This window comes from Rhodococcus gordoniae (assembly GCF_001646655.1).
GTDB lineage: Bacteria > Actinomycetota > Actinomycetes > Mycobacteriales > Mycobacteriaceae > Rhodococcus > Rhodococcus gordoniae.
The window spans coordinates 75718-100045 of the sequence record NZ_LPZN01000001.1 but is presented as its reverse complement, the minus strand read 5'-3'; the positions used below and the strand labels follow the sequence as shown (position 1 = coordinate 100045).

General features: G+C 69.5%; 25 protein-coding genes and 1 pseudogene. 10 read left to right on the top strand and 16 right to left on the bottom strand.

Annotated features, from left to right (window positions below; translation table 11 throughout):
• The 6 genes and pseudogenes from A8G18_RS22240 to A8G18_RS00460 all read right to left on the bottom strand — a co-directional run.
• Positions 1-380: pseudogene (locus tag A8G18_RS22240) on the bottom strand (AMP-binding protein); the annotation flags it as partial.
• 43 nt (positions 381-423) lie between these two features.
• Positions 424-1128: a hypothetical protein gene (locus A8G18_RS00480; RefSeq protein WP_064062290.1), complete on the bottom strand. Its 705-nt coding sequence runs from the start codon at positions 1126-1128 to the stop codon at positions 424-426.
• Between the two features lie 62 nt (positions 1129-1190).
• Positions 1191-2300 carry a succinyldiaminopimelate transaminase gene (dapC, locus tag A8G18_RS00475; RefSeq protein ID WP_245207752.1) on the bottom strand — a complete coding sequence of 370 codons (1110 nt, stop codon included), beginning with the start codon at positions 2298-2300 and terminating at the stop codon, positions 1191-1193.
• A gap of 22 nt (positions 2301-2322) precedes the next feature.
• Positions 2323-2646: a ferredoxin gene (fdxA, locus tag A8G18_RS00470; RefSeq protein ID WP_064062289.1), complete on the bottom strand. Its 324-nt coding sequence runs from the start codon at positions 2644-2646 to the stop codon at positions 2323-2325.
• A 151-nt stretch (positions 2647-2797) separates the two neighbouring features.
• Positions 2798-5395, bottom strand: coding sequence for a bifunctional FO biosynthesis protein CofGH (locus A8G18_RS00465; protein WP_064062300.1), 2598 nt, complete (start codon positions 5393-5395; stop codon positions 2798-2800).
• Between the two features lie 45 nt (positions 5396-5440).
• Positions 5441-5638 (bottom strand): hypothetical protein, encoded by a 198-nt coding sequence (locus A8G18_RS00460; RefSeq protein ID WP_026003084.1) that lies wholly within the window; start codon positions 5636-5638, stop codon positions 5441-5443.
• Between the two features lie 174 nt (positions 5639-5812).
• On the opposite strand from A8G18_RS00460, the gene A8G18_RS00455 reads away from it, so the two are divergent.
• Genes A8G18_RS00455 through A8G18_RS00445 form a run of 3 tightly spaced genes read left to right on the top strand, consistent with a single transcriptional unit; the run spans position 5813 to position 8573 of the window.
• Positions 5813-6289, top strand: a complete 477-nt coding sequence (locus A8G18_RS00455) for a PH domain-containing protein (RefSeq protein ID WP_242496807.1) — start codon at positions 5813-5815, stop codon at positions 6287-6289.
• A complete protein-coding gene (locus A8G18_RS00450; RefSeq protein ID WP_064062287.1) occupies positions 6286-7800 on the top strand; it encodes a PH domain-containing protein in 1515 nt (504 codons plus the stop codon). The genes A8G18_RS00455 and A8G18_RS00450 overlap by 4 nt, the downstream gene beginning before the upstream one ends.
• Positions 7797-8573, top strand: a complete 777-nt coding sequence (locus A8G18_RS00445; protein WP_064062286.1) for a uracil-DNA glycosylase — start codon at positions 7797-7799, stop codon at positions 8571-8573. Before A8G18_RS00450 ends, A8G18_RS00445 begins: the two co-directional genes overlap by 4 nt.
• Here A8G18_RS00445 and A8G18_RS00440 read toward each other — a convergent pair.
• From A8G18_RS00440 to typA, 5 genes are all read right to left on the bottom strand, one after another.
• Positions 8512-8970 (bottom strand): hypothetical protein, encoded by a 459-nt coding sequence (locus A8G18_RS00440; RefSeq protein WP_064062285.1) that lies wholly within the window; start codon positions 8968-8970, stop codon positions 8512-8514. The two genes, A8G18_RS00445 and A8G18_RS00440, sit on opposite strands and share 62 nt — an antisense overlap.
• Positions 8971-9047: 77 nt before the next feature.
• Positions 9048-9206: a hypothetical protein gene (locus tag A8G18_RS22945; protein WP_167352063.1), complete on the bottom strand. Its 159-nt coding sequence runs from the start codon at positions 9204-9206 to the stop codon at positions 9048-9050.
• Positions 9207-9293: 87 nt separating this feature from the next.
• The gene (gene mshB, locus A8G18_RS00435) at positions 9294-10217 is read right to left on the bottom strand and encodes an N-acetyl-1-D-myo-inositol-2-amino-2-deoxy-alpha-D-glucopyranoside deacetylase (protein WP_064062284.1); all 924 of its coding nucleotides are present in this window, start codon (positions 10215-10217) and stop codon (positions 9294-9296) included.
• A complete protein-coding gene (locus A8G18_RS00430; protein WP_064062283.1) occupies positions 10196-12151 on the bottom strand; it encodes an ABC transporter family substrate-binding protein in 1956 nt (651 codons plus the stop codon). The genes mshB and A8G18_RS00430 overlap by 22 nt, the downstream gene beginning before the upstream one ends.
• Before the next feature lie 78 nt (positions 12152-12229).
• Complete coding sequence (gene typA / locus A8G18_RS00425) at positions 12230-14116, bottom strand: translational GTPase TypA (protein ID WP_064062299.1); 1887 nt, start codon at positions 14114-14116, stop codon at positions 12230-12232.
• 361 nt (positions 14117-14477) lie between these two features.
• Here typA and A8G18_RS22940 point away from each other — a divergent pair, with 361 nt between their 5' ends.
• A complete protein-coding gene (locus A8G18_RS22940) occupies positions 14478-14654 on the top strand; it encodes a hypothetical protein (protein ID WP_016934740.1) in 177 nt (58 codons plus the stop codon).
• Between the two features lies 1 nt (position 14655).
• Here the strand turns inward: A8G18_RS22940 and A8G18_RS00420 are convergent, their stop codons facing one another.
• Entirely contained in the window at positions 14656-15078 is a 423-nt protein-coding gene (locus A8G18_RS00420) for a (deoxy)nucleoside triphosphate pyrophosphohydrolase (RefSeq protein ID WP_064062298.1), read from the bottom strand.
• A gap of 25 nt (positions 15079-15103) precedes the next feature.
• On the opposite strand from A8G18_RS00420, the gene A8G18_RS00415 reads away from it, so the two are divergent.
• Positions 15104-15400 (top strand): 4a-hydroxytetrahydrobiopterin dehydratase, encoded by a 297-nt coding sequence (locus tag A8G18_RS00415; RefSeq protein ID WP_016934742.1) that lies wholly within the window; start codon positions 15104-15106, stop codon positions 15398-15400.
• Here A8G18_RS00415 and A8G18_RS00410 read toward each other — a convergent pair.
• Complete coding sequence (locus tag A8G18_RS00410) at positions 15336-16613, bottom strand: mannosyltransferase (RefSeq protein WP_064062282.1); 1278 nt, start codon at positions 16611-16613, stop codon at positions 15336-15338. The two genes, A8G18_RS00415 and A8G18_RS00410, sit on opposite strands and share 65 nt — an antisense overlap.
• Positions 16614-16991: 378 nt before the next feature.
• Between A8G18_RS00410 and A8G18_RS00405 the strand changes: the two genes are divergently transcribed.
• From A8G18_RS00405 to A8G18_RS00395, 3 genes are all read left to right on the top strand, one after another.
• The gene (locus tag A8G18_RS00405) at positions 16992-17834 is read left to right on the top strand and encodes an Rv1157c family protein (RefSeq protein WP_016932572.1); all 843 of its coding nucleotides are present in this window, start codon (positions 16992-16994) and stop codon (positions 17832-17834) included.
• A 119-nt stretch (positions 17835-17953) separates the two neighbouring features.
• Positions 17954-18304, top strand: a complete 351-nt coding sequence (locus A8G18_RS00400; RefSeq protein ID WP_064062281.1) for a hypothetical protein — start codon at positions 17954-17956, stop codon at positions 18302-18304.
• A gap of 144 nt (positions 18305-18448) precedes the next feature.
• Positions 18449-19879: an MFS transporter gene (locus tag A8G18_RS00395; RefSeq protein ID WP_064062297.1), complete on the top strand. Its 1431-nt coding sequence runs from the start codon at positions 18449-18451 to the stop codon at positions 19877-19879.
• 9 nt (positions 19880-19888) lie between these two features.
• On the opposite strand, the gene A8G18_RS00390 is transcribed toward A8G18_RS00395, so the two are convergent.
• Both A8G18_RS00390 and A8G18_RS00385 read right to left on the bottom strand, forming a co-directional pair.
• Entirely contained in the window at positions 19889-20647 is a 759-nt protein-coding gene (locus tag A8G18_RS00390) for a DUF1906 domain-containing protein (RefSeq protein ID WP_064062280.1), read from the bottom strand.
• 130 nt (positions 20648-20777) lie between these two features.
• Positions 20778-21716 (bottom strand): restriction endonuclease, encoded by a 939-nt coding sequence (locus A8G18_RS00385; protein ID WP_064062279.1) that lies wholly within the window; start codon positions 21714-21716, stop codon positions 20778-20780.
• Positions 21717-21901: 185 nt separating this feature from the next.
• Here A8G18_RS00385 and A8G18_RS00380 point away from each other — a divergent pair, with 185 nt between their 5' ends.
• A complete protein-coding gene (locus tag A8G18_RS00380; protein WP_064062278.1) occupies positions 21902-23293 on the top strand; it encodes a carotenoid oxygenase family protein in 1392 nt (463 codons plus the stop codon).
• Positions 23294-23312: 19 nt separating this feature from the next.
• Positions 23313-23879 (top strand): G/U mismatch-specific DNA glycosylase, encoded by a 567-nt coding sequence (gene mug, locus A8G18_RS00375; protein WP_064062277.1) that lies wholly within the window; start codon positions 23313-23315, stop codon positions 23877-23879.
• Between the two features lie 20 nt (positions 23880-23899).
• On the opposite strand, the gene A8G18_RS00370 is transcribed toward mug, so the two are convergent.
• Positions 23900-24241: a DUF1330 domain-containing protein gene (locus tag A8G18_RS00370; RefSeq protein WP_064062276.1), complete on the bottom strand. Its 342-nt coding sequence runs from the start codon at positions 24239-24241 to the stop codon at positions 23900-23902.
• Positions 24242-24328 lie beyond the last annotated feature (87 nt).

Below are 24328 nucleotides of genomic sequence, written 5' to 3'. Positions count from 1 at the left end.
GCGGAAGTCCGTGCACGAGCGTGTCGCGCTCGGTCCAGGCCCACGCCTCGGCGAGCGCGTCGATGCCGGCGGCGATCGCACGCCGGCTCAGGAGCACGCCCTTCGGGGCACCGGTGGTACCGGAGGTGTAGAGCACGAAGGCGATTCGCGACGGGTTCGGCTCCGGCAGATGATGCCAGTCGCGGGCGTGCAACCGGACCGGCAGTACCGGCAGTTCCGGGACGTCGGGATGCTGCACCTCGGGGGCCGGAGGCGACCGCGGTCGCCGCGCCGAGCAGATCGCTGCGGGAGAAGGTGTGACCGTCGATACGAACGGCGTCCGGGAGATCGTCGCCGCGCGCGACGGCCAGCGGGTTCAGCGAACGAAGCAGTGCAGACACAGCAGCCACGATCCCATATCGCGCCGCACTCCCATCGGGGCGGTCAGGTGCGGACGTCGCCGCGCGTCGCCGACACCGATGCCCGCGTGAGGTACGGCGGGGGAAGCACAGTGGCCAGGACCGCGCCCAGCAGCATCCCGATCAGGATCGCCACGCCGTGCGCGTCGCCCGCGACCACGAGCACCACGCCGAGAACGAAGGTCGCCGCGGAGGCGACGAGCAGCGGGCGCGTCGCCCCGACGACCGGCCAGAGTCCCGCGAGGGTCGCGGCCGACGCGAGCGTCGCGCCGGTCGTTCCCGCGCCGTCGGACGGGAAGACGAAGGTGGTGAACAATCCCCACAGCAGCTGACCGACCACGAACAACCCGATCGCCCGGTACCACCCCCACACCCGCACGATCGCGACGGAGACCACCGCGAGCAGCACGAGGTTCACCACGGTGAGGAGCACTCCGCCGTCCTCGACCAGACCGGCGGCGAGGACGCGCCACCACTCCCCCGCATCGCGGGTGCGGACGGGTTGCCGCCTGAAGAGGTCGAGCAGTTCCGGGAAGATCAGCCGGGCCAGCGACATCACCGCGACCACCGACCACAGGATCGTGGCCGCGACCGGCGGCGGCCACCAGAACGATCGGGCCCTCGCGTGCGCGGCACTCCCGGACCAGGAACGCGACGCACTCACCGCGGTGATCGCCACGACGGCGACGTAGAGCACCCACAGCAGCGGATCCTCACCGGACGAACTCACGGGGCCAATCTACCGGCGACCCGCCCGCCGGGCGTCGGGTCGAGAGGGGTGACCGCGCTCGATCAGCGCAACCGGGCAGCGGCCGCGGCGATGTCGTCGTCGGTGGCGGTCAGCGCGATCCGCACGTGCAGGACACCGCCGGGACCGTAGAACTCGCCGGGCGCCACGAGGATTCCTCGTTCGGCGAACCAGTCGACGGTCGCGCGGCATTCCTCACCGCGCGTCGCCCACAGGTACAGGCCCGCCTCCGAATGGTCGACGGTGAAGCCGGCGCCGCGCACGGCGGCGAGGAGCACCTCGCGACGCGTGCGGTACTTCTCACGCTGCGCGTTCTCGTGCTCGTCGTCGTTCAGTGCCGCGGTCATCGCCGCCTGGATCGGCAGCGGCAGCATCATGCCGGCGTGCTTGCGGACCTCGAGCAGGTCGGCGACGAGGTCGGCGTCGCCGGTGACGAAACCGGCCCGGTAACTCGCGAGATTCGAGGTCTTCGACAGCGAGTGCACCGCGAGGAGGTTGGTGTGGTCGCCCCCGCACACGCTCGGGTGCAGGATCGACAGGGCCTCACCCTCCCAGGTGAGACCGAGATAGCACTCGTCGGAGACGACGATCGCGTCGCGGCTGCGCGCCCAGTCGACGACCTTGCGCAGGTGGTCGGGACCGAGCACCTTGCCGGTGGGGTTCGACGGCGAGTTCACGAAGACCAGCGACGCCACTTCGGGTCCGAGGCGGGTCAGTCCGTCGGCGCGGATGATGCGGGTGCCGGCGAGCAGGCCGCCCACCTCGTAGGTCGGGTACGCCAGTTCGGGGATGACGACGAGATCGTCGGCGCCGAGACCGAACAGCGACGGCAGCCAGGCGATCATCTCCTTGGTACCGATCGCCGGCAGGATCGCGGCGTCGTCCAGACCGGTGATGCCGTAGCGGCGCTCGAGCGCACCCACGGCCGCTCGCCGCAGTTCGGCGGTGCCGTGCGTGGTCGGGTAGCCGGGCTCCTCGGCGACGGAGACGAGCGCCTCCCGGATCACGGGAGCGACCGGGTCGACCGGTGTGCCCACCGACAGGTTGACGATGCCCTCGGGATGCGCCGCGGCCTTCGCCTTCGCGTCGGTCAGGGAATCCCAGGGGAAGTCCGGCAGGTTCTTCGCCACCGAACGGCGGACACGCGTGCTCACGACAGTTCCACCGGTCCGTTCGTCACTCTTCGCCCATGGGAGGGAGGTTCTTGACGAACGGCGGGTCGTAGTCGACCTTGCCGAGCTTCGCGGCGCCACCGGGCGAGCCGAGATCGTCGAAGAAGTCGACGTTGGCCTTGACGTAATCGGACCACTCGTCCGGAACGTCGTCCTCGTAGAAGATCGCTTCGACGGGGCACACGGGCTCGCACGCACCGCAGTCGACGCACTCGTCGGGGTGGATGTACAGCATGCGACCGCCCTCGTAGATGCAGTCGACGGGGCATTCCTCGATGCATGCCTTGTCCAACACGTCCACGCACGGTTCCGCAATCGTGTACGTCACTGCTGTTCTCCCTGCCTCTCTGTCAGCCCGCCGACCTGCGCGGCCTCGCCGAAGGGGCGTTCTCGACGCCCACGGTCCTCCAGTATCCCCCGACCCTCCGCAACGCTTCGGAGTAAGGGTCCCCTACCACGCCCGGAGTCGTGACCCGAGGTCAGCGCGAGGTCGACGGGATCTCCGCGGGCGTGTACGCCGTGGTCCGCTGACGGGCGGGCCGGCCGATACCCTCGGCGATCGCGACGAGTTCGGCGACGGTCTTCTCCGAACCGTGCTGCGATCCGGCCATGCGCGAGATGGTCTCCTCCATCAGGGTGCCACCGAGGTCGTTGGCCCCGCCTTCGAGCATGGCCCGCGTGCCCGCGACACCCAGCTTGACCCAGCTGGTCTGGATGTTGTCGATCCGGCCGTGCAGCATGACCCGGGCGAGCGCGTGCGCGGCACGGTTGTCGCGCATGGTCGGGCCGGGGCGCGACGCGCCGGCCAGATACAGCGGCGACGACTGGTGGACGAAGGGCAGCAACACGAACTCGGTGAACCCACCTGTGCGGTCCTGGATCCCGCGGATCACGTTCAGATGACCCACCCAGTGGTGCGGCTGGTCGACGTGCCCGTACATCATCGTCGAACTCGAGCGCAGACCCACTTCGTGTGCGGTGGTCACCACCTCGATCCACTCGGCCGTCGGGAGTTTGCCCTTGGTGAGCACCCACCGAACCTCGTCGTCGAGGATCTCGGCGGCGGTGCCCGGGATGGTGTCGAGTCCGGCCGCACGCAGTTCGGTGAGCCACTCGCGGATCGAGGTGCCGCTGCGCGCGACACCGTTGACGATCTCCATCGGCGAGAACGCGTGGACGTGCATCGACGGCACCCGCGCCTTGACTGCGCGGACCAGATCGGCGTAACCGGTCACCGGAAGTTCCGGATCGATACCGCCCTGCATGCACACCTCGGTGGCACCGGCGACGTGCGCCTCCCACGCCCGGTCGGCGACTTCGCTCGCCGAGAGGGTGAACGCGTCGGCGTCGCCCTTGCGCTGCGCGAACGCACAGAACCGGCAGCCGGTGTAGCAGATGTTGGTGAAGTTGATGTTCCGGTTGACGACGTAGGTGACGTCGTCGCCGACGGTATCGCGCCGCAACTGGTCGGCGAGTGCCACGAGCGCTTCGAGACCGGCCCCGTCGGCGTCGGCGAGGGCCGTGTACTCCGCGTCGGAGCAGCCGCCCGGATCGCGCTCCGCCGAGCGCAGCGCCGAGAGCACGTCGCTGTCGAGCCGCACCGGCGCGGAGGCACCGAGCTCGAGCACCTGTTCACGGACGGTCTCCCAGTCGCCGAAGGCACTCCCCAGATCCGACCGGTGCTCGGTGTTGCGTCCGGTCACGTCGATCTCGGAGTTGAGGTCGACCCGCCCCGACGACTCCCAGTCGACGTCGGGTTCCTGCCAGGGCAGTCCGGACGGGATCACCTCGCGCGCCAGGCCCGTGGCCGGGTCGGCGAGGGCGTGTACGTGGGCGGTGATGCGTGGATCGATCCACGGCTGGCCGGCGAGCACGTACTGCGGCTGGGCGGCGATCCGTTCGGTGAGTTCGAAGCCGGCCTCGGCGCTCAGGCGCGCGAGGGTGTCGAGACCGGGCCAGGGCCGCTCGGGGTTGACGTGGTCGGGGGTCAACGGCGAGACACCGCCCCAGTCGTCGACGCCCGCCCCGAGCAGCGCGCGGCACTCGTCCGGCGACACGAGGTTCGGCGGTGCCTGAATACGCATGCCCGGCCCGAGGACGAGCCGCGCGACGGCGATCGCGGCGAGGAACTCGTCGAGCTCCGCGTCGTCGTGCTCGCGCATCGCGGTGTCGTCCTTGGCACGAAAGTTCTGGACGATCACTTCCTGGATATGACCGAAAGCTTTGTGCGACTTGCGGATCGCGTGGATCGATTCGGCGCGCTCGGTGAAGTCCTCACCGATCCCGACGAGGATCCCCGTGGTGAACGGCACCGCGAGACGTCCCGCATCGGTGAGCACGCGCAGCCGCACCGCCGGCTCCTTGTCGGGGCTGCCGTAGTGGCACTGCCCCTTCTCGGCGAACAACCGTTCGGAGGTGGTCTCGAGCATCATGCCCATCGAGGGGGCGACCGGCTTCAACCGGGAGATCTCGGCCCAGCTCATCACCCCGGGGTTGAGGTGCGGCAGCAGGCCGGTCTCCTCGAGGACTCGGATCGCCATCGCCCGGACGTAGTCGAGGGTGGAGTCGTATCCACGCTCGTCGAGCCACTGCTTCGCTTCGGGCCACCGGTCCTCGGGCCGGTCGCCGAGCGTGAACAAGGCCTCCTTGCACCCCAGTTCGGCCCCTTGACGGGCGATCTCGAGGATCTCGTCGGGTTCGAGGTACATGCCGCGCCCCTCGGCGCGGAGCTTGCCGGGGACCGTGACGAAGGTGCAGTAGTGGCATCGATCCCGGCACAACCGGGTGATGGGCACGAACACCTTCCGCGAATAGGTGACCGTGCCGGGACGTCCCTGGGCGAGCAGCCCGGCGTCGCGCACCCGCGCCGCCGACGCGCAGAGATCCTCGAGATCGGCGCCCCGCGCCTGCAGCAGGACCGCCGCTTCGTCGACGTTCAGAGCGACCCCGTCGCGTGCCCGGCGCAGCGCACGACGCATTCCCGACGGTGTCACCGTGGAGCGGGACGCGGCACCGGGGCGCACGGTGGGGGTCGGGAGCATCGCGGACTGCGGGATGTCGTCTGCGGAATCGGTCATGCGCCCGATCATGCGCCTGCGTGCACCCCTATGCCACCTCGGGGTCTATTCGTGCGGGTAGTCGTCGTCCGCGGGGACCTCGCGGTTCTGCTCGTAGGTGTCGGCGGGGTCGGCCTCCAGCGGCACGTCCGAGGGCAGATCGTCGGCAGGATCGTCGTAGACGGGAGTGGCCTGCTCGAGCCGGTCGGCCTCGGAATCGTTGTCGGACTGGATCTCGATGCCGAGCGCATTCGACTCTGTCATGACGATCTCCTCTTCTGAACGGGCGATCCGCACTCGTCGGATCGGGCGAGTCCGGCCGGTTCTACGGATCCCAGCCTAGCGTGGAACCGGACACCGGTCCCGGCGGAGCAGGAGGCATGGGTGGAGGACGACGAGGTGGCGGTCGGCGGGGCGCGCCCGGAGGCGAGTGTGGTCATGCGGGAACCCTCGTGGCGGCCGAGCCCGAAGGCGCGTGTGCTCTGGGCCGTGAGCGCGGCACTGATGTGGATTCCGCTCGTCGTCGCGCAGGTCGTGTGGGTGATCGTCGCACCCGGAGGCGCCGGATGGCACATCGCCGCGGCAGCAGCGACGATCGTCCTCGGCGGACTGCACGTCGCGGTGGTGCCGGCGTGGCGTTTCCGTGTCCATCGCTGGGAGATGGACGACACGGCGGTCTACACGCGGTCGGGCTGGTGGACGCAGGAACACCGCATCGCGCCGATCTCCCGGATCCAGACCGTCGACACCGAACGGGGCCCGCTCGACCGCTGGCTCGATCTGACCACCGTCACCGTCACCACCGCGTCCGCGGCGGGTGCGGTGGAGATCGTCGGACTCGACAGCCGCGTCGCCGACGAGACCGTCGCCCACCTGACCGCGCTCGCGACCCGCTACCGGACGGACGCGACATGAACGACACCGCCGTGCCCGCGGCCGAGACGGACGAGCAGGTGCCGTGGTCGCGCCTGGACCGCAGGATGTTGCTGATCCATCCGATCGAGGAGATCCTGCGCCTGCTGCCCGTGCTCGCCGGATCGTTCGTCATCGGCACCACCAGCGGAAATCCCGGGTGGGGACTCGCAGCGACAGGGGTGCTGGTGCTGATCGGGCTGTCGCGCTGGTTCACCACCACCTACCGTGTCGGGCCCGTGCACGTCGAACTCCGCCGCGGACTGCTGCAGCGACGCGAGTTGTCGATCCCCCGCAGCCGCATCCGCTCGGTGGACGTCGAACAACGCCTCATGCACCGCGTCCTCGGCCTGGCCGTCCTGAAGATCGGTACCGGACAGGGCGGAGGAGCCGACCACAACCGGTTCGAACTCGACGGCCTCCCGATCGCCGCCGTCCCCGAGCTGCGTGCCGTACTCCTGACCGGCGGGGAGCGGGTCGCCGAACCGTCCGAGCCGGCACCGACGTCCGCGGCCCCCACCGAGCGGCAGCTGGCGCGCTTCGATCCGGGTTGGGTGCGCTACGCCCCCTTCTCCACGACGGGATTGCTGGCCGTCGCGGCGATTACCGGTGCCGCCTTCCAGTTCGGGCTCGGCCGGTGGATCGCCGAGTCGCAGGTCGTCCGCCGCGCGGTCGAGGCCGCGGAGGATCTGGGACTGCTGGTCGCACTGGTGATCCTCGTCCTGGTGGTCGTGCTCGTCGCCAGTCCGGCGGCGTGTGTGCGCTACCTGATGGTCTACGGCGACCTGCGGGTGACCGACGACGACCGGGTCCTGCGCATCGCGCACGGCCTGCTCACGACCCGTCACACCACTCTCGACCGGGCGCGGCTGCGCGGTGTCGCACTGCACGAACCATTGGCACTGCGACTGGTCGGTGCCGCGCGGCTCGACGCCGTCATGACGGGCAGGACGGCGCAGCAGGGTGGTTCGTCGCTGGTCCTGCCGCCGGCGCCCGACGGGGAGGTCCGACGGGTCGCGGCCGAGGTGCTCACCGAGCGGTTACCACTCGATGCGCCGCTGCGCAGCCACGGTCCCCGTGCCCGTCGTCGCCGCTACACGCGGACGTTGTGGCCGGTGGGTGTCGTGGTGGTCGCGGGGCTCGTCGCCCTCACCGTCACCGGGCGGCACGTGCCCCTGCCGGCGATCGTCACGGTGATCGTGCTGCTGGTCGCGGGGGCGTGCGCGCTGGCGCAGGACCGGTACCGGGGTCTCGGTCATACCGTCGTCGACGGACATCTCGTGGCCCGCAGCGGCTCGATCGACCGGCAACGCATCTGCCTCGATGCGAAGGGTGTGATCGGATGGACGGTGAGGCAGACATTCTTCCAGCGACGGGCCGGCCTCGCGACCGTCGTCGCGGCGACCCCGGCGGGCGCGGGCCGTTACGAGGTGATCGACATCCCGATGGACGAGGCGTGGGCTCTGGTTCAGGAGGTCACACCGGGTATGGGAGAAGCATGGATGAAGACATGATCCCTCCCTCGGGACGGGGACCCCTGCACGGCGCCCCTCCTGCGACGCTGGCCGAACTCGACGATGTGCTCGTCGACTGCCGCGCGTGTCCGCGGCTGGTCGCATGGCGCGAGCAGGTCGCGCGGGAGAAACGAGCAGCCTTCCGCGACGAGGAGTACTGGGGCCGGCCCGTCCCGGGTTTCGGTCCTGCCGATGCGTCCCTGCTGATCGTCGGGCTTGCGCCCGCCGCGCACGGCGGGAACCGCACGGGACGGATGTTCACCGGCGACCGGTCGGGCGACGTGCTGTACGCGGCCCTGTACGACGCGGGTCTGGCGTCGCAGCCGACCGCGACGCACATCGGCGACGGCCTCGAACTGTTCGGCACGCGCATCACGTCCCCGGTGCACTGCGCACCGCCGGCGAATCGCCCCACCGTCGTCGAACGCGACACCTGCCGGCACTGGCTGGAACAGGAGCTCGACCTGCTCTCCCCCACGCTGCGCGCGGTCGTCGTCCTCGGCGGTTTCGGATGGCAGGCGCTACTGCCCGTCCTGTCGGCCGCGGGGTGGACGATTCCCGTTCCCCGCCCGAAGTTCGGGCACGGCGCGCACGCGCTGCTGTCTCCGACCGAGGCGCGCGAGCACCCGTTGCATCTGTTCGGCTGCTATCACGTCAGCCAGCAGAACACCTTCACCGGCCGGCTGACGCAGGAGATGGTGACCGACGTGCTCAGGGACGCGGCTCGGGCTGCGTCGCTCCTACCGCGCGAGCCGCTCCCACCGCCCGAGTGATCTCCTTGATACGCGCCGAGAACAGGTAGCCGCCGGCCGGGACGAGCGCCGCCACCGGCAGCAGCAGGGTCCGCCAATCGCCGAGCGCGAGTTGATCGCCGCCCGGCCCTCCCGCCAGACAGACGAGGAAGACGACGGCCCACGCGACCAGCGGCAGGGTCGCGCTGCGCAGGGAGCCGGTCTCGGCGCGGACGGCCACCACCAGGAGCAGGTTCGCGAGTCCGGCCAGCAGGATGGTGATCGGGAAGGGCATCCCGGCGATGTACAGGCCCAGGTAGAAGACCGACAACAGGGCGCACAGCGCACCGTCGAGCACGAGCAACGCGACGAGGCCCCGGCGTGGCCGGACGTCCGCCGGTGACTCGAGGGGGGCAGCGGTTGCTGGATCGACCGTCATGCTTCGATGGTGCGCTACCGGACGGGCGCCGACGCAACCGGGGTCTGCGGAACCGTCCGCCGCTCACCCACGGGACGTCAGGGAACCGGCGGGTATCCGAGCATGGTGAGCAGGACGCTCTGCTGGTCGGCGAAGGCGTACAACGCGTGCCAGTAGTCGGCTCGGATCTCGTCGGCGTAGGGCCTCAGCGAGTCCACGAACGCGACGATCTGGTTCTGGACGGACCAGTTGTACATCGACAACCCCCTGCACGGTGTGTATCTGCGCGACGCGAGGACGAGTGACCCGCGCCACTGACGATCCCACTGACGACTCGGATCACACTAGCCGATACCGGAGAAGAGATCGTCTTCTCGTCCCGTCGGGTCGGTGAGACCGAGCCGACCGCGAACGAGCACGAAGTGCTCGTGGTCGAGGACGGGCTGGGCGACGAGGTTGGAGAGCACGAACTGCTCACCGTCCGGCGCGACCAGCACCTGGGTCGCGTGCGCCGCCATCGCGGTTCGCTTCGCGTCGAGAACCGACCGGACGTCGACGACGGTGGTGACCTCCTCGTCGGGCACGCTCGGCAGTTCGCCCGGCTCGGGTCTGCGCCACCCTTCGGGCAGCGATCCCATGGCCGCGACGCCACGTTCGAGTGCGGACCGTTCGGTGACGGTCCAGTACACCTTCGCGGGAGTCCAGGCCGCGCCGGCGGACGGGTAGTCCTCGGTTCCCGCCGCCTCGACGGCCGCGGTCACCCGCTCGTGCACCGCGATGTGGTCGGGATGCCCGTAGCCACCGAACGGGTCGTAGGTGACGACCACGTGCGGACGCATCTTGCGGATCACGGCGACGAGCGCCTCGACCGCCTCGTCGCGGTCGGCGTCGACCCAGGCGCGAGGATTGTCGGCGGAGGGGGTGCCCGCCATCCCGGAGTCGCGCCAGTGCCCGGCACCGCCGAGAAAACGCGGTCGGTCGACGCCGAGCGCGTCGAGCGCCCGGGTGAGTTCGAGGATGCGATAGCCGCCGAGCTGATCGGCGCGGTCGGCGGTGAGCTGGGCCCACTCGTCGCCGATCACTTCGCCCTCCTCACCGAGCGTGCAGGTCACGACGGTGACCTCGGCGCCTTCGGCGACGTACCGGGCGATGGTGCCGCCGGTGGTGAGCGTTTCGTCGTCGGGATGGGCGTGGACGAGCAGAAGCCGGCGATCCGCAGCATTGGGGACGGCCCCCGGAGTGTCGATCACGGTGTGGTCCTTCCCCACAGATGGGCGTCGCCGAGAATACCGGTGGCGACAGCGGCTGTCAGCGAGACGTTCTCGACACCCGGACCGGCTGCGACGACGGTCCTGTCCTGCAGGATCGGCAGGTTCACCGCGAGATCCCACAGCCTCGGCTGTACGGCGGCGACGACGTCCGCCGGATCGGCGGCGCCGTTCAGAGCCGCCAGCAGGTCCGGTTCGAGCCCGGGGTCGCAGGCACCCGAGAGGTTGCTCGGCGCCTCGAGCTGCGCTGCGACGGCGTCCTCGCGTTCCTCCACGTCGTCCTCGTCGAGTGTGGTGGTCGCGGGGTCCGGCGGTGTTCCGTCCGACGGCCGTGTCGTCTCCTGGGCGGCGGGTACGGGCGTGGGCGGGAGGTCCTCCCCCGCCGCGGTGGGCGCCGCGGCCACCGGTACGCATCCGAACCGGGACAGCGCGGCCGTGGCGGGATCGCCTCCGGCACGCATCCAGCCGACGATCGCGTGCACGCCGCCCTCGACGAGGGCCTCGCCGTACAGCTCGTCCGGGGACAGTTCGTCGACCGACGCGTCGATCCCGGCACCGCGCCACAGGTCGACGGCGGTGCGTGCGACGGCCCGCGCGGTCTCGTCTCCCTCCGGCACGCCCAGCACCAGCGTCAACGGTTCTCCGTCCCGGGCCAGGGTGCCCTCGGGCAACGTCGCAGCGCCCGCACTCCCCGGCTCGGGAGTCCCGCTCGCCGGTGATGCGGACGTCCTGGTCTCGGGCGCGGCCGGGTCTGCGGGTGCCGGCGGATCGGCGGGTGGGGTCGGCAGATATCCGGCCTCGGCGAGACGGCCGAGGGCCTCCTCCCGGGACGGTCGCGGCGGCATCGTGTCGGCGTATCCCGGATCGGACGGCGCGAGCACCTGGGCACGGGCGCGCACGATCTCGGTGCTGTCACCGGTGGCGACGAGCCCGAGCAGGTCCGGATCGAGCAGGCCGAGCACGCCTCGCCGGACCCGCGGATCGGCGAGTTCGGCGGTGCGGGTGTTGAGGATCAGGTCGAGTGTGCGCGGCTGCAGCTGGACGCCGGTGCGCACGCCCGGCACGGCGGCGAGCTGCGCTTCCAGGGCGACTCCGCCCGCACTCTGGACCACCTGCGCGTCGTCGCTGCGCACGGATTCGGTCACCTGGGCATCGGTGCCGGCGCGGCGCATCAGCAGCTCGTCCGGTCCGGCCGGGGTGCCCCAGAACCGGTCGTTGCGTTCGAGCAGGACCTCGGCGCGCCCGCGATCGACGTTGTCGACGTGGAACCGCCCACCGGACACGGGGATGGTCTCGGACAGCCCCGTGGAGAAACCACCCGGCGTGTCCTTCACCAGGTGTGCGGGCAGCAGATCGGTGAACAGTTCGCGCCAGGCGGGATACGGCTCGCGCAGCGTGACGGTGACCGTCTTGCCTCCACCCGACGACCGGATGTCGTCGATGAGCCGGTAACCGGCGGGATCGACCACGCCGGGCTGGGTGACCATCTGCTGCCACAGATACCGGAAGTCCTCGGCGGCGATCGGTGCACCGTCCGACCACTGGGCCTCGTCGCGAAGGCGGTAGGTGATCGTGAACGGGGCCTCGTCGGTGACCTCGGCGGACAGGAGCAGCGAGTCGTCGGGAACCAGCAGCGTGACCGCGGGGTTCTGCGAGTCGGGAACGGCCCGGAAGGCGCTGGGGAGCACGAGTTCGGCGACCGCGTTGGCGACCGGCGACTGATCGGCGAGCAGATGCGGATTGAAGCCCGAGCCGACCTCGTCGATCGCGACCACCACCGTGCTGCGCTGCGGCGCGGGAGCGGGAGTCGTGGTCGGCTCCGCCTGTTCGATCGGCGGGGGCGGGTCGGCGGTGCAGGCGGTCAGGACCAGCACAGCCACGGCCGTGCCGGCCGTCGCCCCGATCAGTCGGCGACGAGCGCGCGTACGCGACACTCGGGCTCCTTCCGTGAGGCAGGTGGTACATGGGTGGCCCCGGCCAGCATGCGCTCGCCGGGGCCACCCACACCTGGACTACTTGTTACGGGCCTTCTCCCGCGACCGCGCACGCGCACGGTCGGTCTGCGACAGGTGCAGCTTCCGCACGCGCACGTCCTCCGGGGTGACCTCGACGCACTCGTCTGCGGCACAGAATTCGAGCGCGGCCTCGAGGGTCAGCTCGATCGGCTTGGCGAGGGTCTCCATCACGTCGGCCGTCGAAGAGCGCATGTTGGTGAGCTTCTTCTCGCGGGTGACGTTGATGTCGAGGTCCTCGGCGCGCGGGTTGATGCCCACGACGTGACCTTCGTAGGTGTCGCTGCCCGGTTCGACGAAGAAGGTGCCGCGATCGGCGAGCTGGATCATCGCGAACGGGGTGACCGTACCGGCACGGTCGGAGACGAGCGAACCGGTGTGGCGCGCCCGGATCTCGCCGGCCCACGGCGCGTAGCCGTGGAAGATCGCGTTGGAGATGCCGGTGCCGCGGGTCTCGGTGAGGAAGTCGGTGCGGAAACCGATCAGGCCGCGCGACGGGATGATGAACTCCATGCGGACCCAGCCGGTGCCCTGGTTGGTCATCTGGACCATCTTGCCCTTGCGGTTGGCGAGGAGCTGGGTGATGGCGCCGAGGTGCTCCTCGGGGCTGTCGATGGTCAGCTCTTCGTAGGGCTCGTGCAGCTTGCCGTCGATGGTCCGGGTGACCACCTGCGGCTTGCCGACGGTCAGCTCGAAGCCTTCGCGGCGCATCTGCTCGACGAGGATGGCCAGGGCGAGTTCGCCACGGCCCTGCACCTCCCATGCGTCCGGACGTCCGATGTCGAGCACGCGCAGCGACACGTTGCCGACGAGTTCGGAATCGAGCCGCGTCTTGACCATGCGCGCGGTGAGCTTGTGGCCCTTGACCCGGCCGACGAGCGGCGAGGTGTTGGTGCCGATGACCATCGAGATGGCCGGCTCGTCGACGGTGATGCGCGGGAGTGCCACCGGGGTCTCCGGATCGGCGAGCGTGTCGCCGATCATGATCTCCGGGATGCCGGCCACGGCGACGATGTCGCCGGCGACCGCGACCTCGCCCGGCTGGCGCTCGACACCGACGGTCTTGAGTAGCTCGGTGATCTTGACGTTCTTGACGCCGTCGGCGTGCATCCACGCGACGGTCTGGCCCTTGCGCAGCTCGCCGTGGTGGATGCGCAGCAGCGCGAGACGACCGAGGAACTCGGAGGCGTCGAGGTTGGTGACGTGGGCCTGCAGCGGGGCCGCCGGATCACCCTTGGGTGCGGGGATGCACTCCATGAGGACCTCGAAGAGCTCGTCGAGGTTCTCGGCGTCGGGGACCTGGCCGTTCTCGGGCTGCTTCTTCGATGCCTTGCCTTCACGGCCGGAGGCGTAGAGGACGGGCAGGCCGAGGGCGAGCTCGGCGGCTTCGGCGGCTTCGTCGTCGAGGTCGGACGCGAGGTCGAGCAGCAGGGTCTGGCTCTCCTCGACGACCTCGGCGATGCGGGCGTCGGGCCGGTCGGTCTTGTTGACCACGAGGATCACCGGCAGCGACGCGGCGAGAGCCTTGCGCAGCACGAAACGGGTCTGCGGCAGCGGCCCCTCGGAGGAGTCCACGAGCAGGACGACACCGTCGACCATGGACAGGCCGCGCTCGACCTCACCACCGAAGTCGGCGTGGCCGGGAGTGTCGATGACGTTGATGACCGTGACGGTGCCGTCGGGGTTGTGCCGGTGCACAGCGGTGTTCTTCGCGAGAATGGTGATGCCCTTCTCGCGCTCGAGGTCGCCCGAGTCCATGACCCGGTCGACGAGTTCCGCACGTTCGGCGAACGCGCCCGACTGGCGCAACATGGCGTCGACGAGAGTGGTCTTTCCATGGTCGACGTGCGCCACGATGGCGACGTTCCGAAAATCAGCGGTGCTCACGCGATAGCTCTCCTGGCTGTAGTCCGGCCACACGGCACTGGACCCGGTCGGCACCTCGCCCGTACGGCGTTCGTCTCGATGGCCGCGACGCGAGATTGCGAGCTACCTGCTCCGCCCGAAACTCGGCGTGCAAGTACTGCGGCCGTCAATACACTTTACAGGCCGCTCGTAGGTCGCTGCGTCTACCTCAGCCGATATCCGCAGGTCGGCAATGATCGGGGTGACGTTCGACACTTCCGCGGGAGACGCGAGGACCGAATCGGGCACCTCATCCACCCCTTGGCCCATGAGTAAGGGGATGCTAACCTTCGCCCGCCGGTGGATTCGCCGCGCGCTGGTCCGTGGAAGGCAGGCGGGACGTATGGGGAAGGTGAAGGCGAGCAAGGTCGCAGGCCTGAAGCCGAAGAAGAAGTGCTGCCGCAAGAAGACGCGGTGCCTCGAATGCCCCGTCGTCGTCATGCGCATGAGGAAGGTCGAGAACGACGGCCTGAGCAAGAAGGAACTGCGCAAATATCTCGACCGGGCCCGTGCCGCCTGACTCAGCGCTGCAGATGCTCCCGCAGGTCCGGGATCCACGCGCGGTCGGCCGGGACGAGATCGATCCGCCCGAGTTCGTCCGCGTCGACCCACCGCAACGCCGCGTGGTCGAGCGGCTCGGGATCACCGGAGACGAGTTCGACACGGTAGGCACACAACTCCCGGCCCCCCGCCAACGGCACCGCCACGCCCAGACGTTCCGCGCCGCGCACCTCGACACCGAGTTCTTCCCTCAGCTCCCGCACGAGCGCCGCTTCCGCACTCTCCCCCGGTTCGGCCTTGCCGCCGGGCAACTCCCACAGTCCCGCGAGGTCGGCGGGCCGGAGACGCTGGGCGAGCAGCACGCGTCCGTCCCGGATGACGGCGCCGGCCACTACGTGCCCGTCGGGCGCCGGTGTACTCGCAGACGATGTGCTTGCAGACATGACCCGCATCGTCCCAGAATGAGTCATGTCCCAGCTGCTGACGGACGGAGAGATCGACGCCGCGCTGGCCGAGCTGCCGCACTGGCACCGCGCGGGACGGTCGCTCGTCCGCACCATCGAGGCACCGACCTTTCCCGACGCGATCGCGCTCGTCGACCGGGTGGCCGTCGTCGCCGAGGAGGCGAACCATCATCCGGACATCGACATCAGGTGGCGGAAGGTGACCTTCGCGTTGAGCACGCACTCCGCCGGTGGCATCACGGAGTCGGATCCGGCTCTTGCGCGCCGGATCGACGAGGAGGCCCGACACTCGGGTCCGTAGTCGCCTGCTCGTCCCGTCCCGTGCGCCCGGCGAGGATCATGACGACGTAGACGGCAAGGACACCCACCACGTTGACCGCGCCCAGCCAGGCGAGCGGAGCGGGGCGTTCGACGTCCCAGATCGAGTCCTGCGCCGTGCTGAGCACCCACGGGACGCCGATCAGCGTGACCGCCGCCCAGCACACGGCGACGACGCGGGCGCCGAGCGTGCGTGCCGCAGGGCCGTAGACCAGCCACAGCAGCAGCGGAACCACCCATACCCAGTGGTGGACCCACGAGATGGGTGAGACGAGCAGACCGAACAGCTGCACGACCAGCAGCGTGCCGAGGCGATCGTGGGTTCCGTCGGGCAACGGCCGCAGCGACCGCCACGCCGCGAACGCGAGGACGGCGCAGACGACGACGGCGAGCAGCCACGCCGGGCCGAGACCCACGTCCTCACCGGCGACGCGGCTCAGGGCTCCGCGCAGCGACTGGTTCCACACCGAGACGACCGGCCCGATCCGGTCCGCGTCGCCCAGGAGGGAGCCGAAGTAGGTGGCGGCCTGGGAGCCGAGCACGAGCAGGCTCACCAGGACCGTCCCCGCAAAGACGACGGCGGAGAACACCGCCTCACGCCGGCGCCGTTGCGCGAGGAAGTACAACCCGGTGATCGCGGGCGTGAGCTTGATGCCGGCGAGCACACCGACGAGACCCCCCGACAGCCACCACCGCGAACTGCGCACCGCGAGCATCACGCCGAGGACGAGGAAGACGTTGATCTGCCCGTAGTCGAGTGTGGTGCGAACCGGTTCGGTCCAGATCCCCGCGGCCGTCCACACCATCGCGGTACCGGTCCACGACCGGTTCCGCGCCGGCGCGGCAGCGCCGTCCTCGTCGACATCACCGTCGCTCACGACGAGTTCGAGAGCGATCCGCACGACGGCGAAGAGCGCAGCGACCGTCAGCAGCTGCCATGCCACGCCCAGGACACCGAACGGGATCAGGTGCAGGGGCAGGAAGACGAGCGCGGCGAAGGGCGGATAGGTGAACGGCAGCGGGAAGTCGGGGGTGTCCTCCGAATAGGTGAATCCGTAGAGGTTCCCCTGCAGCAAGGCGGCCGATCCGTCGACGTAGACGTGCAGGTCGACGAGGTTCATCCCGTTGGGCGTGATGAATGCCCAGGCCAGACGGACGACGACCGACAGCGCCAGTAACGCCGCGCACCACCGCATCCGGTGCGAAGCAAACCCTCGTGGCACTGCGGTGCGGCCTCTCCCGTCGAACGTCCGTCCGGTGAACCGGACCCGGCGAAGGAGATTACCGTTCCGATCGGCATGCGAACGAACCGGACTTCACTCCCGTAACGATTTCATCTACAGTCACAATCTTCTCAGGCCGGGCGGGTTATGTTCGACAGGATCCGAGGAACGGAACAGCCCGTGGTTACAATCCCGAACCAGCGATGGGCGTGCCGTTCCGAAACGGAAGGCTTGTCCCGTGTGCGGGGGGTCCATAGAGTGTCTCCTCGAGCCGTCAGCATCCGACCGTTCGTACCGAACGTCCGGATGCTTCAACGACAAGGATGGGGAACAGTGCTTCGTACTCGAGGAATGCGACGGGCGCTCACGCTGTGCGCGCTCGCTGCCACCGCGGGATTGGCCGTGCCTACGCAGGCCGTCGCGCAACCGGCTCCACCCGCATTGCCGGATCTGGCAAGGCTCGTCGAGCTGCCCCGGTTCGAGATTCCCGCCGATCTGTCCGTCGAGTCGTTGACCGACCTTCTGGCCGGAGTCCGGGCGAATCCCGAAGAGGTCGAGGCACTGGCATCCCTCGCACCCGCGATCATCGGCGCCGCCGCGGGCCCCGCGGATGTCGCCGACGCTGCCGACGGCAAGAACGATCTGCTGGCGCAGGCCAAGGAACTGCTCGAGAACTCCCAGCTCCCCGAGTCGGTGAAGAGCACGCTCCAGCGCGTCATCAAGTTCCTCGACGGTAGCGGCGGCGGCGGACCCGACCTTCCCGAGCCCGGCGCCGTGGTGATCTCGCAGTTCCTGTACCCGACCATCGGCAAGGGCTGCATCGGCGACGGCCGGGACTCCGTGGGCACAGCCCTCGCGGTTGCAGGTCCGTCCCAGCTGCCCCCGCCCGGACCGGCCGCAGGCCAGACCGGTTTCGTCTTCACGGCTCTGGGCACCGCTCCCGCGGCCGACGTGCAGGAGCAGCCGCTCACGCTGAGCTGGGTCAATGTCTCCAACGGCCGCACGGGAACGCAGCCGCTCACCAACGACGCGCGGATCAACCCCGACGGCCCGACCACGCTGAGCACGATCGCCGACACCGGTTCGGGTCAGGTCCTCGCCGTGATCTCCGGTGGAATCACCACACAGGCCGAAGGCGCCGACCCGCGTTCGTGCACCTTCCTGCCCACCGTGGGTCTCGTCGCGGTTCCCTGATCGAACGAAGAACACTTCGACGCATCGAAGGCCGCCGGAAACACTTTCCGGCGGTCTTCGTCGTTTCTCCTCGACCTCCGTCCCTTCCCTCGCGGCCGCCGTGCGTGATAGACCGGAGCATGGCCTTCACCGCGTCGCGCAGCCCGTCGAAGTCCGTGAATTCCCGCCGCTCGGTCCTCTCCGACCGTTCGATCCTCTCGATCGCGTCCGAACGGTCGATCCTGTCGATCGGTTCCTCGTATTCGATCCTGTCGATCGGTAGTTGCGGGTCGGTCCTGTCCGTCGGTTCCGTGGGATCGTTCGGTTCGATGTTGTCCTCGCTGTCGTTCGCGAGCCTCGGTTCGGCGCTGTCGGGCCTGTCGCGCTGGTCGCTGCTGTCGTGGCGCGGCGACCATTCCGTACCCGACGACCATCCGCCGTTCTCCGTCACCGTCGTCGAATCCGAGCCCGACCGGCACTGTCAGGCCTGACGACAGGAGGGTCTGCACCGGACCGGACTGCGGGAAGATGCTAGGGATCGTCGGTTCCGCCGTGTTAGACACGATGTGATCATCATTCGTATCGCGCACGAATTGTCGTCGGCCGCGTCACCCGGCCCCGGACCGAGGAGCCGCATGGCCGTAGAGACACCGATCCCCACCAGGGAGGTTCCCGCTCCTCGGGGCATCGTGCCGGTCCTCGCGACCGTCGGGATCAGCGTCGCGCTCATGCAGACCCTGATCGTCCCGATCCTCCCCCGGCTTCCGGTGCTCGTCGGCGCGACTCCTCAGAACACATCCTGGGCCGTGACGGCGACTCTGCTCGCCGGCGCGGTGGTCACCCCGATCAGCGGTCGCCTCGGCGACATGTTCGGCAAGCGCCGAATGCTCCTCGCCTCGCTGGCGACGATGGTCCTCGGTTCGGCCGTGTGCGCACTGTCGTCCACGCTGATCCCGCTCGTCGTGGGCCGTACCCTCCAGGGCGCCGCGGTGGGCGCCATCCCGCTCGGTATCGCGATCCTCCGCGACGAACTGCCCCCGCGCCGCCTGCCCGGCGCGATGGCGACGATCAGCGCGACGATGGGTGTCGGCGGCGCGATCGGGTTGCCTCTCGCCGCCTTCGTCGCCCAGGTGACGGACTGGCACATGCTGTTCGTCGCGTCCCTGGTGCTCGGACTCGTCGGCATCGCCGCGATCCTGCTCGTCGTACCCGAGTCGTCGCGCCGCAATCCGGGACGCTTCGACATCGCCGGGGCGCTGGCACTCTCCGTCGCTCTCGTGCTGTTGCTGCTGCCCGTCACCAAGGGCAACGACTGGGGGTGGACCTCCCCTGCCACCGTCGGGATGCTCGCCGGGGCGCTCGTGGTGTTCCTCGGCTGGGGCCTGTACGAACTGCGGGTGCCGCGACCGCTCGTGGACCTGCGGCTGTCCGCACGCCGGCCGATCCTGATGACGAACCTCGCGTCGGTGGCACTCGGGTTCTCGATGTACTCGAACATCCTGGCGTTCCCACAGCTCCTGATGGCACCCGTGGAGACCGGCTACGGCTTCGGGCAGACGATGGTCACCGCCGGGATCGCGCTCGCCCCCGCCGGGATCGTCATGATGGCGCTGTCTCCCGTTTCCGCCCGCATCACGACGCGGTTCGGGGCCCGCGTCACCCTCGGCTGCGGCGCGGCGTTCGTGGGCCTGGGCTACCTCATGGCGTATGTGCTGTACCGGGAGGTCTGGCACATCGTAGGCGCGTCGATGCTCATCGGCGCCGGTGTGGGCCTCGCCTACGCCGCGATGCCGGCGCTCATCATGGGTGCCGTTCCGCTGCGCGAGTCCGCCGCGGCCAACAGTCTCAATACCCTGATGCGCTCGATCGGCACGACGAGCGCCGCGGCCGTGATCGGCGTGATCCTCGCGGCGATGACCCAGCAGATCGGAGACGCCGTCGTCCCCGCCCTCGACGCTTTCCGCGCCACCTTCCTCGTCGCGGTGGCAGCGGCCGTGCTGGCACTCGTGTTCACGGCGCTGATTCCGTCGGCGGGCCGGACGCTGCGAGCCGCCGACGAGATCTGACTCCGGGCGTCAGCTGCCCAGGAGCCCCGGGTCGGTGCTCGGTGCGCTTCCTGCGAGCGACCACTGACCGTAGTCGGGCGTGAGCACGTGGTTGATGTCGACGCCGATACCGTCGATCCGGACCTCGCCAGGGATCTGGTGCAGGTTCGCCCTCGGATGGATGTAGCCCTCGGGCGTGCCCCAGTCGTGCTGCCAGTAGAAGGACCCGAGGGATACCGCCGACGCCCGGTCGATGGTCGGCGAATTGGCGTACACACCGAGATTCCCGGCTCCCACGACCTCCTGCCAGCCCAGCAGGTACGGCACGATGCGGGTCGTGAACTGCTCCAAGTTCGGGTTGTCGTCGATCGAGGCGTAGATCGGGCGGCCCGCCGGTCCCCCGGCCGCATAGTGCAGTTCGAGACCGCGCCGGGCGTGCTTCAGACCCGCCTCGTAGCCGCCGAGCCAGTCGGCGGTCCCGGCCTTGCCGAACTGGTAGCACGAGACCACTTCGAGTCCGCTGCCGATCAGCGCGTCCGCCTCCGATCCGGTGAGCGGCTTGGCCCGCATCCACGCGGCGTCGGGCCGCGCATCGGACACGTATCGGATGGCGCCGATGTGGCCGGCGGCCCGGATCGAGGAAGGCGACGGCACGGCGGCCGAATAGTCGACGATGGTTCCGAGCACCTGGCGTCCCTGGGCGAGTGCCGGTGCGCCGAGCGCAGAGATCAACGCGACGCCCGATCCGAGCGTCGCGTACCGCAACATGTCCCGCCGCGAAAGGGTCATCGAAACCTGTCCTTCGTATCGCCGTGTGTACGTCCGCCGTATTGCATCACAATCACGGGCGTCCCACCGGCCACACCGGGGAATTCGACCGGTCGCCGCTCCGGCGCCGGTCCCGGGGAAGCGGACGTGCTCAGCGACCGGACAGTTCGGCGAAGAAGGCCGGCACCAGGGCGACGTCCTCCACCGTCCGCACGGTGGAACGGACACCGAGGCCGTGTTCCTCGAGCAGATCGCACAAGCCGTCGCCGTCGACGAGATCGATGGGCGGAGCACCGTGCCGGTGCGCTTCGGCGCGCGCGTCCTCGGTGAACGATCCGGTGGAGACGAGCAGGCCCTTCTCTCCGCGCCCGACCATCGCGGCACGGAACTCGCGGACCACGTCGGCACCCGCCTTCTCCGGTGCGCGCAGGAAACGGAAGAAGACGGAGAAGCTCAGCAGCGAGATGCGCAGGACACCCGTGCCCTCGACGTGGCCGGCGCTCTCCGGGGCGGGGGATCCACCCGGTGCCGGAATCGTCAGCGTCGTGAATCCCGCCGCGCGCAGAACCGCGGTGGCGAGTCGTTCGAAACCGTCCTCCGAGAGGTCGGCGACGGCAGCGAGGACCGGTTCACGCCACAGTTCGGGATCCTCGGGGGCAGCCGCGAGCGGCACGACCTGCGCGCCCTGCGAGACGTTGCGTACCAGCCGCTTGCGCCGCTTCTCGGCGGTGTACGCGACCTGCATGGGCTTGATCTCCGACTCGCGCACGGCGCGACCGCGCTCGGTCACGCTCCACACGCCGCGGCGCGTGTTCGACAGCAGGCCCATGCCCTTGAGGTAGGTCCGGGCCCAGGCCAGCCGGTATTCGATCTCGGTCCCGGGGCCGTCGCCGTGGAGCACCGCCTGCGCGGCCTCGGACAGTCCCGTCCGGGTGATCACGGCGGAATCGATCTCCTCGATGACACCGGACCCGCCGAGCTCGATCACCGCCTGCACGGTCGGCCAGAGAAGATCCGTGTACGGCGGCACCGTGGCCTCGCCACCCCCGGTGTTCCGGACGGAGTGTCCGATCGCGTTCCGGCGCTGCACACCTTCCCCTAACGTCGCGGCCGTGCGGCCGCACTATCGGTCCTGCACGTAGGCAACAACCTTATCCGATGCACGGCCCCCACCCGCGGGTGAAGGACCTGGCGAGTCGAATCACGAACCGAACCCCCACCCACGGTTCTAGGATTTCCCCACGGAACCTTTCGCCTCCACCGAAGCGAGCCGCCATGCATCGTCCGGCGCCTGTCGACCTGGCACACCATCCGCATCTCAGTGGTCTGTTCGCACCTCAACGCGAGGAAGTGGACGTCCGCGATCTGGAGGTTCGCGGGGAACTTCCCGCCGACCTGCACGGAAGCTATCTCCGCAACGGTCCCAATCCGCGCTTCGACCCGATCGGTCACTACGTCCACCCGATCGACGGCGACGGCATGGTCCACCGCGTGCAGATCTCCGACGGCACCGCCCGCTACACGAACCGGTTCGTGCGAACCCCGCAGGTCGTCGCGGAGGAGAAGGCGGGCCGTGCCCTGTGGGCCGGTATCACCGATCCCTATTTTCCTCCGGCGGAGGAAGTCGGCCCGGATCTGGCGAACACCATGCGTGAACTGCCCGACATCAACATCGTCCGGCACGGCGGACGGCTCATGGCGATGGCCGAGGCCGCGCCCCCCTACGCCCTGGGATCCGAACTCGAGACGCTCGGACGCGAGACCTTCGACGGAACCCTGCCGGTCGGGCTGACGGCGCACCCCAAGATCGATCCGCGCACCGGGGAGATGATCGCATTCTGCTACATGCTCGACCCGCCGTATCTGACCTGGTCGGCCGTCGCACCGGATGGGACGGTGACGCGGGCGGCGACCCCGGTCGACGGTGCCGACCGGCCGTTGATGATCCACGACATGGCGCTCACGCCGACCTGTATCGTCCTGATCCTGGCTCCGCTCGTGTTCGATCTCTCGCAGATCTTCTCCGGCGGGTCGCCGCTCGACTGGAAGCCCGACCTGGGGGTGCGGGTCGCGCTCGTGCCCCGCGACGGCAGCACGGTGCGCTGGTTCTCGACCGACACCTTCTGGATGTGGCACACCGCCAACGCGTTCGACCTGCCCGACGGGGATGTCGCGCTCGACTACGTGGAGTGGAGTTATCCGGGCGCGCTGACCGAGAAGTCGGGCCCGAACCGCTCCGTGCTGCGTCGCGCCGTGATCGGCCGCAACGGCGTGACCCGCACGACCCTGTACGAACGCGACATCGAGTTCCCCCGCATCGATGACCGGTCGACCACCCTCGAACACTCCGTCGTCGCGACCATCGGACGCAGCGGATCACAGAAACTCCCTGCAGGAGCAGCAGATTCACTCTTCTGGTTCGACGTCGCGTCCGGCACGGAATCGGTCTGGGCGCACGAGACGCTCTCCCCCGGCGAACCCGCCTGTCTGAGCGGCGGATCGGGCGGCTACTGGGGCGCGATCGCGACCGACCGGGCGGATATGACGAGCTGGTTCCTCGTCTTCCCCGAGACCGACCCGGCGGCGGGTCCGATCGCGCGGGTGCGTCTGCCGATCCGCGTTCCGGCCGGCCTGCACGGGGCCTGGCTCCCGTCGGACGGAGTGTGACTCCGGCTAGTTTGGGAGGATGGGTTTCACACGAGCCGAACTCGAGTCCTTCCGCGACGCGGTGATCCCCGATCTCGTCGCACCCGGCTGCCGCCTGCTGTTCGTCGGGATCAATCCGGGTCTGTGGACCGCGGCGACGGGAGCCCACTTCGCGCGGCCGGGAAATCGCTTCTATCCCGCCCTGTTCCGCGCCGGCATCGTCGACCGGCTCATCGACGCGTCGTCCGGCATGAGCGACGCCGACCGCGACCACCTGCTCGAGCGGGGTGTGGGAATCACGAATCTGGCGCCGCGCGCGACGGCCCGCGCCGACGAACTCACCGACGAGGAACTCCGCGAGGGCGGACGTCATCTGGCGAAGGTGGTAGCGGAGTTCCGGCCCCGCGCCGTGGCGGTCGCGGGCATCACCGCCTACCGCGCGGCCTTCGGGCGCCGCAAGGCGAAGGCCGGGCGGCAGGACGACACGATCGGCGACGTCCCACTGTGGGTGGTGCCCAATCCGAGTGGACTGAACGCCCACGACACCGTCGACTCGTTGGCGCGGGCCTACGCCGAACCCGCACGGGCCGCCGGCATCGTGCCCTGAACTCCCGCCGCCCGTACCGGTCACCGCTCGGCGCCGAGCACCTTGTCGAGGAAGTGTGTCGCGCGGTAGCCGGGTGGGGTGCCCTGCACCAGGATCGCCGATCCATCGGAGTTCTCGGTGCGGAGGGGAAGGATCTCCTGGTACTCCGCCGAGTGGTACCAGCCGCGCGCTCGTTCCATATCGGGGAACTCGATCACGACGAGATTGCCGGGGAACGGCCCCTCCATCACCTCGGGATCGGTGCCGTGCACGAGGAAGCGACCGCCGTACGGAACGAGCGTATCGTCGATCCTCTCGAGGTACCGGACGATGTCGTCGCCGAAGTCGACCTTGCGGAGATGAGCCACTGCGTATGCGTTCATGGGGACCACCGTGCTCCCCCTCGGTGCACGGAGTCGATTACCCGAAAAGTAATGGTGACCGCTCCCCCTGCCGTCTACGTTCGGGGC

Bases quoted from the DNA above. Each gene is read 5' to 3' on its own strand.
- A8G18_RS00465 (WP_064062300.1), bottom strand. From the start codon at position 5,395: ATGACCGATTCCGCAGACGACATCCCGCAGTCCGCGATGCTCCCGACC.
- A8G18_RS00460 (WP_026003084.1), bottom strand. From the start codon at position 5,638: ATGACAGAGTCGAATGCGCTCGGCATCGAGATCCAGTCCGACAACGAT.
- A8G18_RS00455 (WP_242496807.1), top strand. From the start codon at position 5,813: ATGCGGGAACCCTCGTGGCGGCCGAGCCCGAAGGCGCGTGTGCTCTGG.
- A8G18_RS00450 (WP_064062287.1), top strand. From the start codon at position 6,286: ATGAACGACACCGCCGTGCCCGCGGCCGAGACGGACGAGCAGGTGCCG.
- A8G18_RS00445 (WP_064062286.1), top strand. From the start codon at position 7,797: ATGATCCCTCCCTCGGGACGGGGACCCCTGCACGGCGCCCCTCCTGCG.
- A8G18_RS00440 (WP_064062285.1), bottom strand. From the start codon at position 8,970: ATGACGGTCGATCCAGCAACCGCTGCCCCCCTCGAGTCACCGGCGGAC.
- A8G18_RS22945 (WP_167352063.1), bottom strand. From the start codon at position 9,206: ATGTACAACTGGTCCGTCCAGAACCAGATCGTCGCGTTCGTGGACTCG.
- A8G18_RS22940 (WP_016934740.1), top strand. From the start codon at position 14,478: ATGGGGAAGGTGAAGGCGAGCAAGGTCGCAGGCCTGAAGCCGAAGAAG.
- A8G18_RS00420 (WP_064062298.1), bottom strand. From the start codon at position 15,078: ATGTCTGCAAGCACATCGTCTGCGAGTACACCGGCGCCCGACGGGCAC.
- A8G18_RS00415 (WP_016934742.1), top strand. From the start codon at position 15,104: ATGTCCCAGCTGCTGACGGACGGAGAGATCGACGCCGCGCTGGCCGAG.
- A8G18_RS00410 (WP_064062282.1), bottom strand. From the start codon at position 16,613: ATGCGGTGGTGCGCGGCGTTACTGGCGCTGTCGGTCGTCGTCCGTCTG.
- A8G18_RS00405 (WP_016932572.1), top strand. From the start codon at position 16,992: ATGCGACGGGCGCTCACGCTGTGCGCGCTCGCTGCCACCGCGGGATTG.
- A8G18_RS00400 (WP_064062281.1), top strand. From the start codon at position 17,954: ATGGCCTTCACCGCGTCGCGCAGCCCGTCGAAGTCCGTGAATTCCCGC.
- A8G18_RS00395 (WP_064062297.1), top strand. From the start codon at position 18,449: ATGGCCGTAGAGACACCGATCCCCACCAGGGAGGTTCCCGCTCCTCGG.
- A8G18_RS00390 (WP_064062280.1), bottom strand. From the start codon at position 20,647: ATGACCCTTTCGCGGCGGGACATGTTGCGGTACGCGACGCTCGGATCG.
- A8G18_RS00380 (WP_064062278.1), top strand. From the start codon at position 21,902: ATGCATCGTCCGGCGCCTGTCGACCTGGCACACCATCCGCATCTCAGT.
- mug (WP_064062277.1), top strand. From the start codon at position 23,313: ATGGGTTTCACACGAGCCGAACTCGAGTCCTTCCGCGACGCGGTGATC.
- A8G18_RS00370 (WP_064062276.1), bottom strand. From the start codon at position 24,241: ATGAACGCATACGCAGTGGCTCATCTCCGCAAGGTCGACTTCGGCGAC.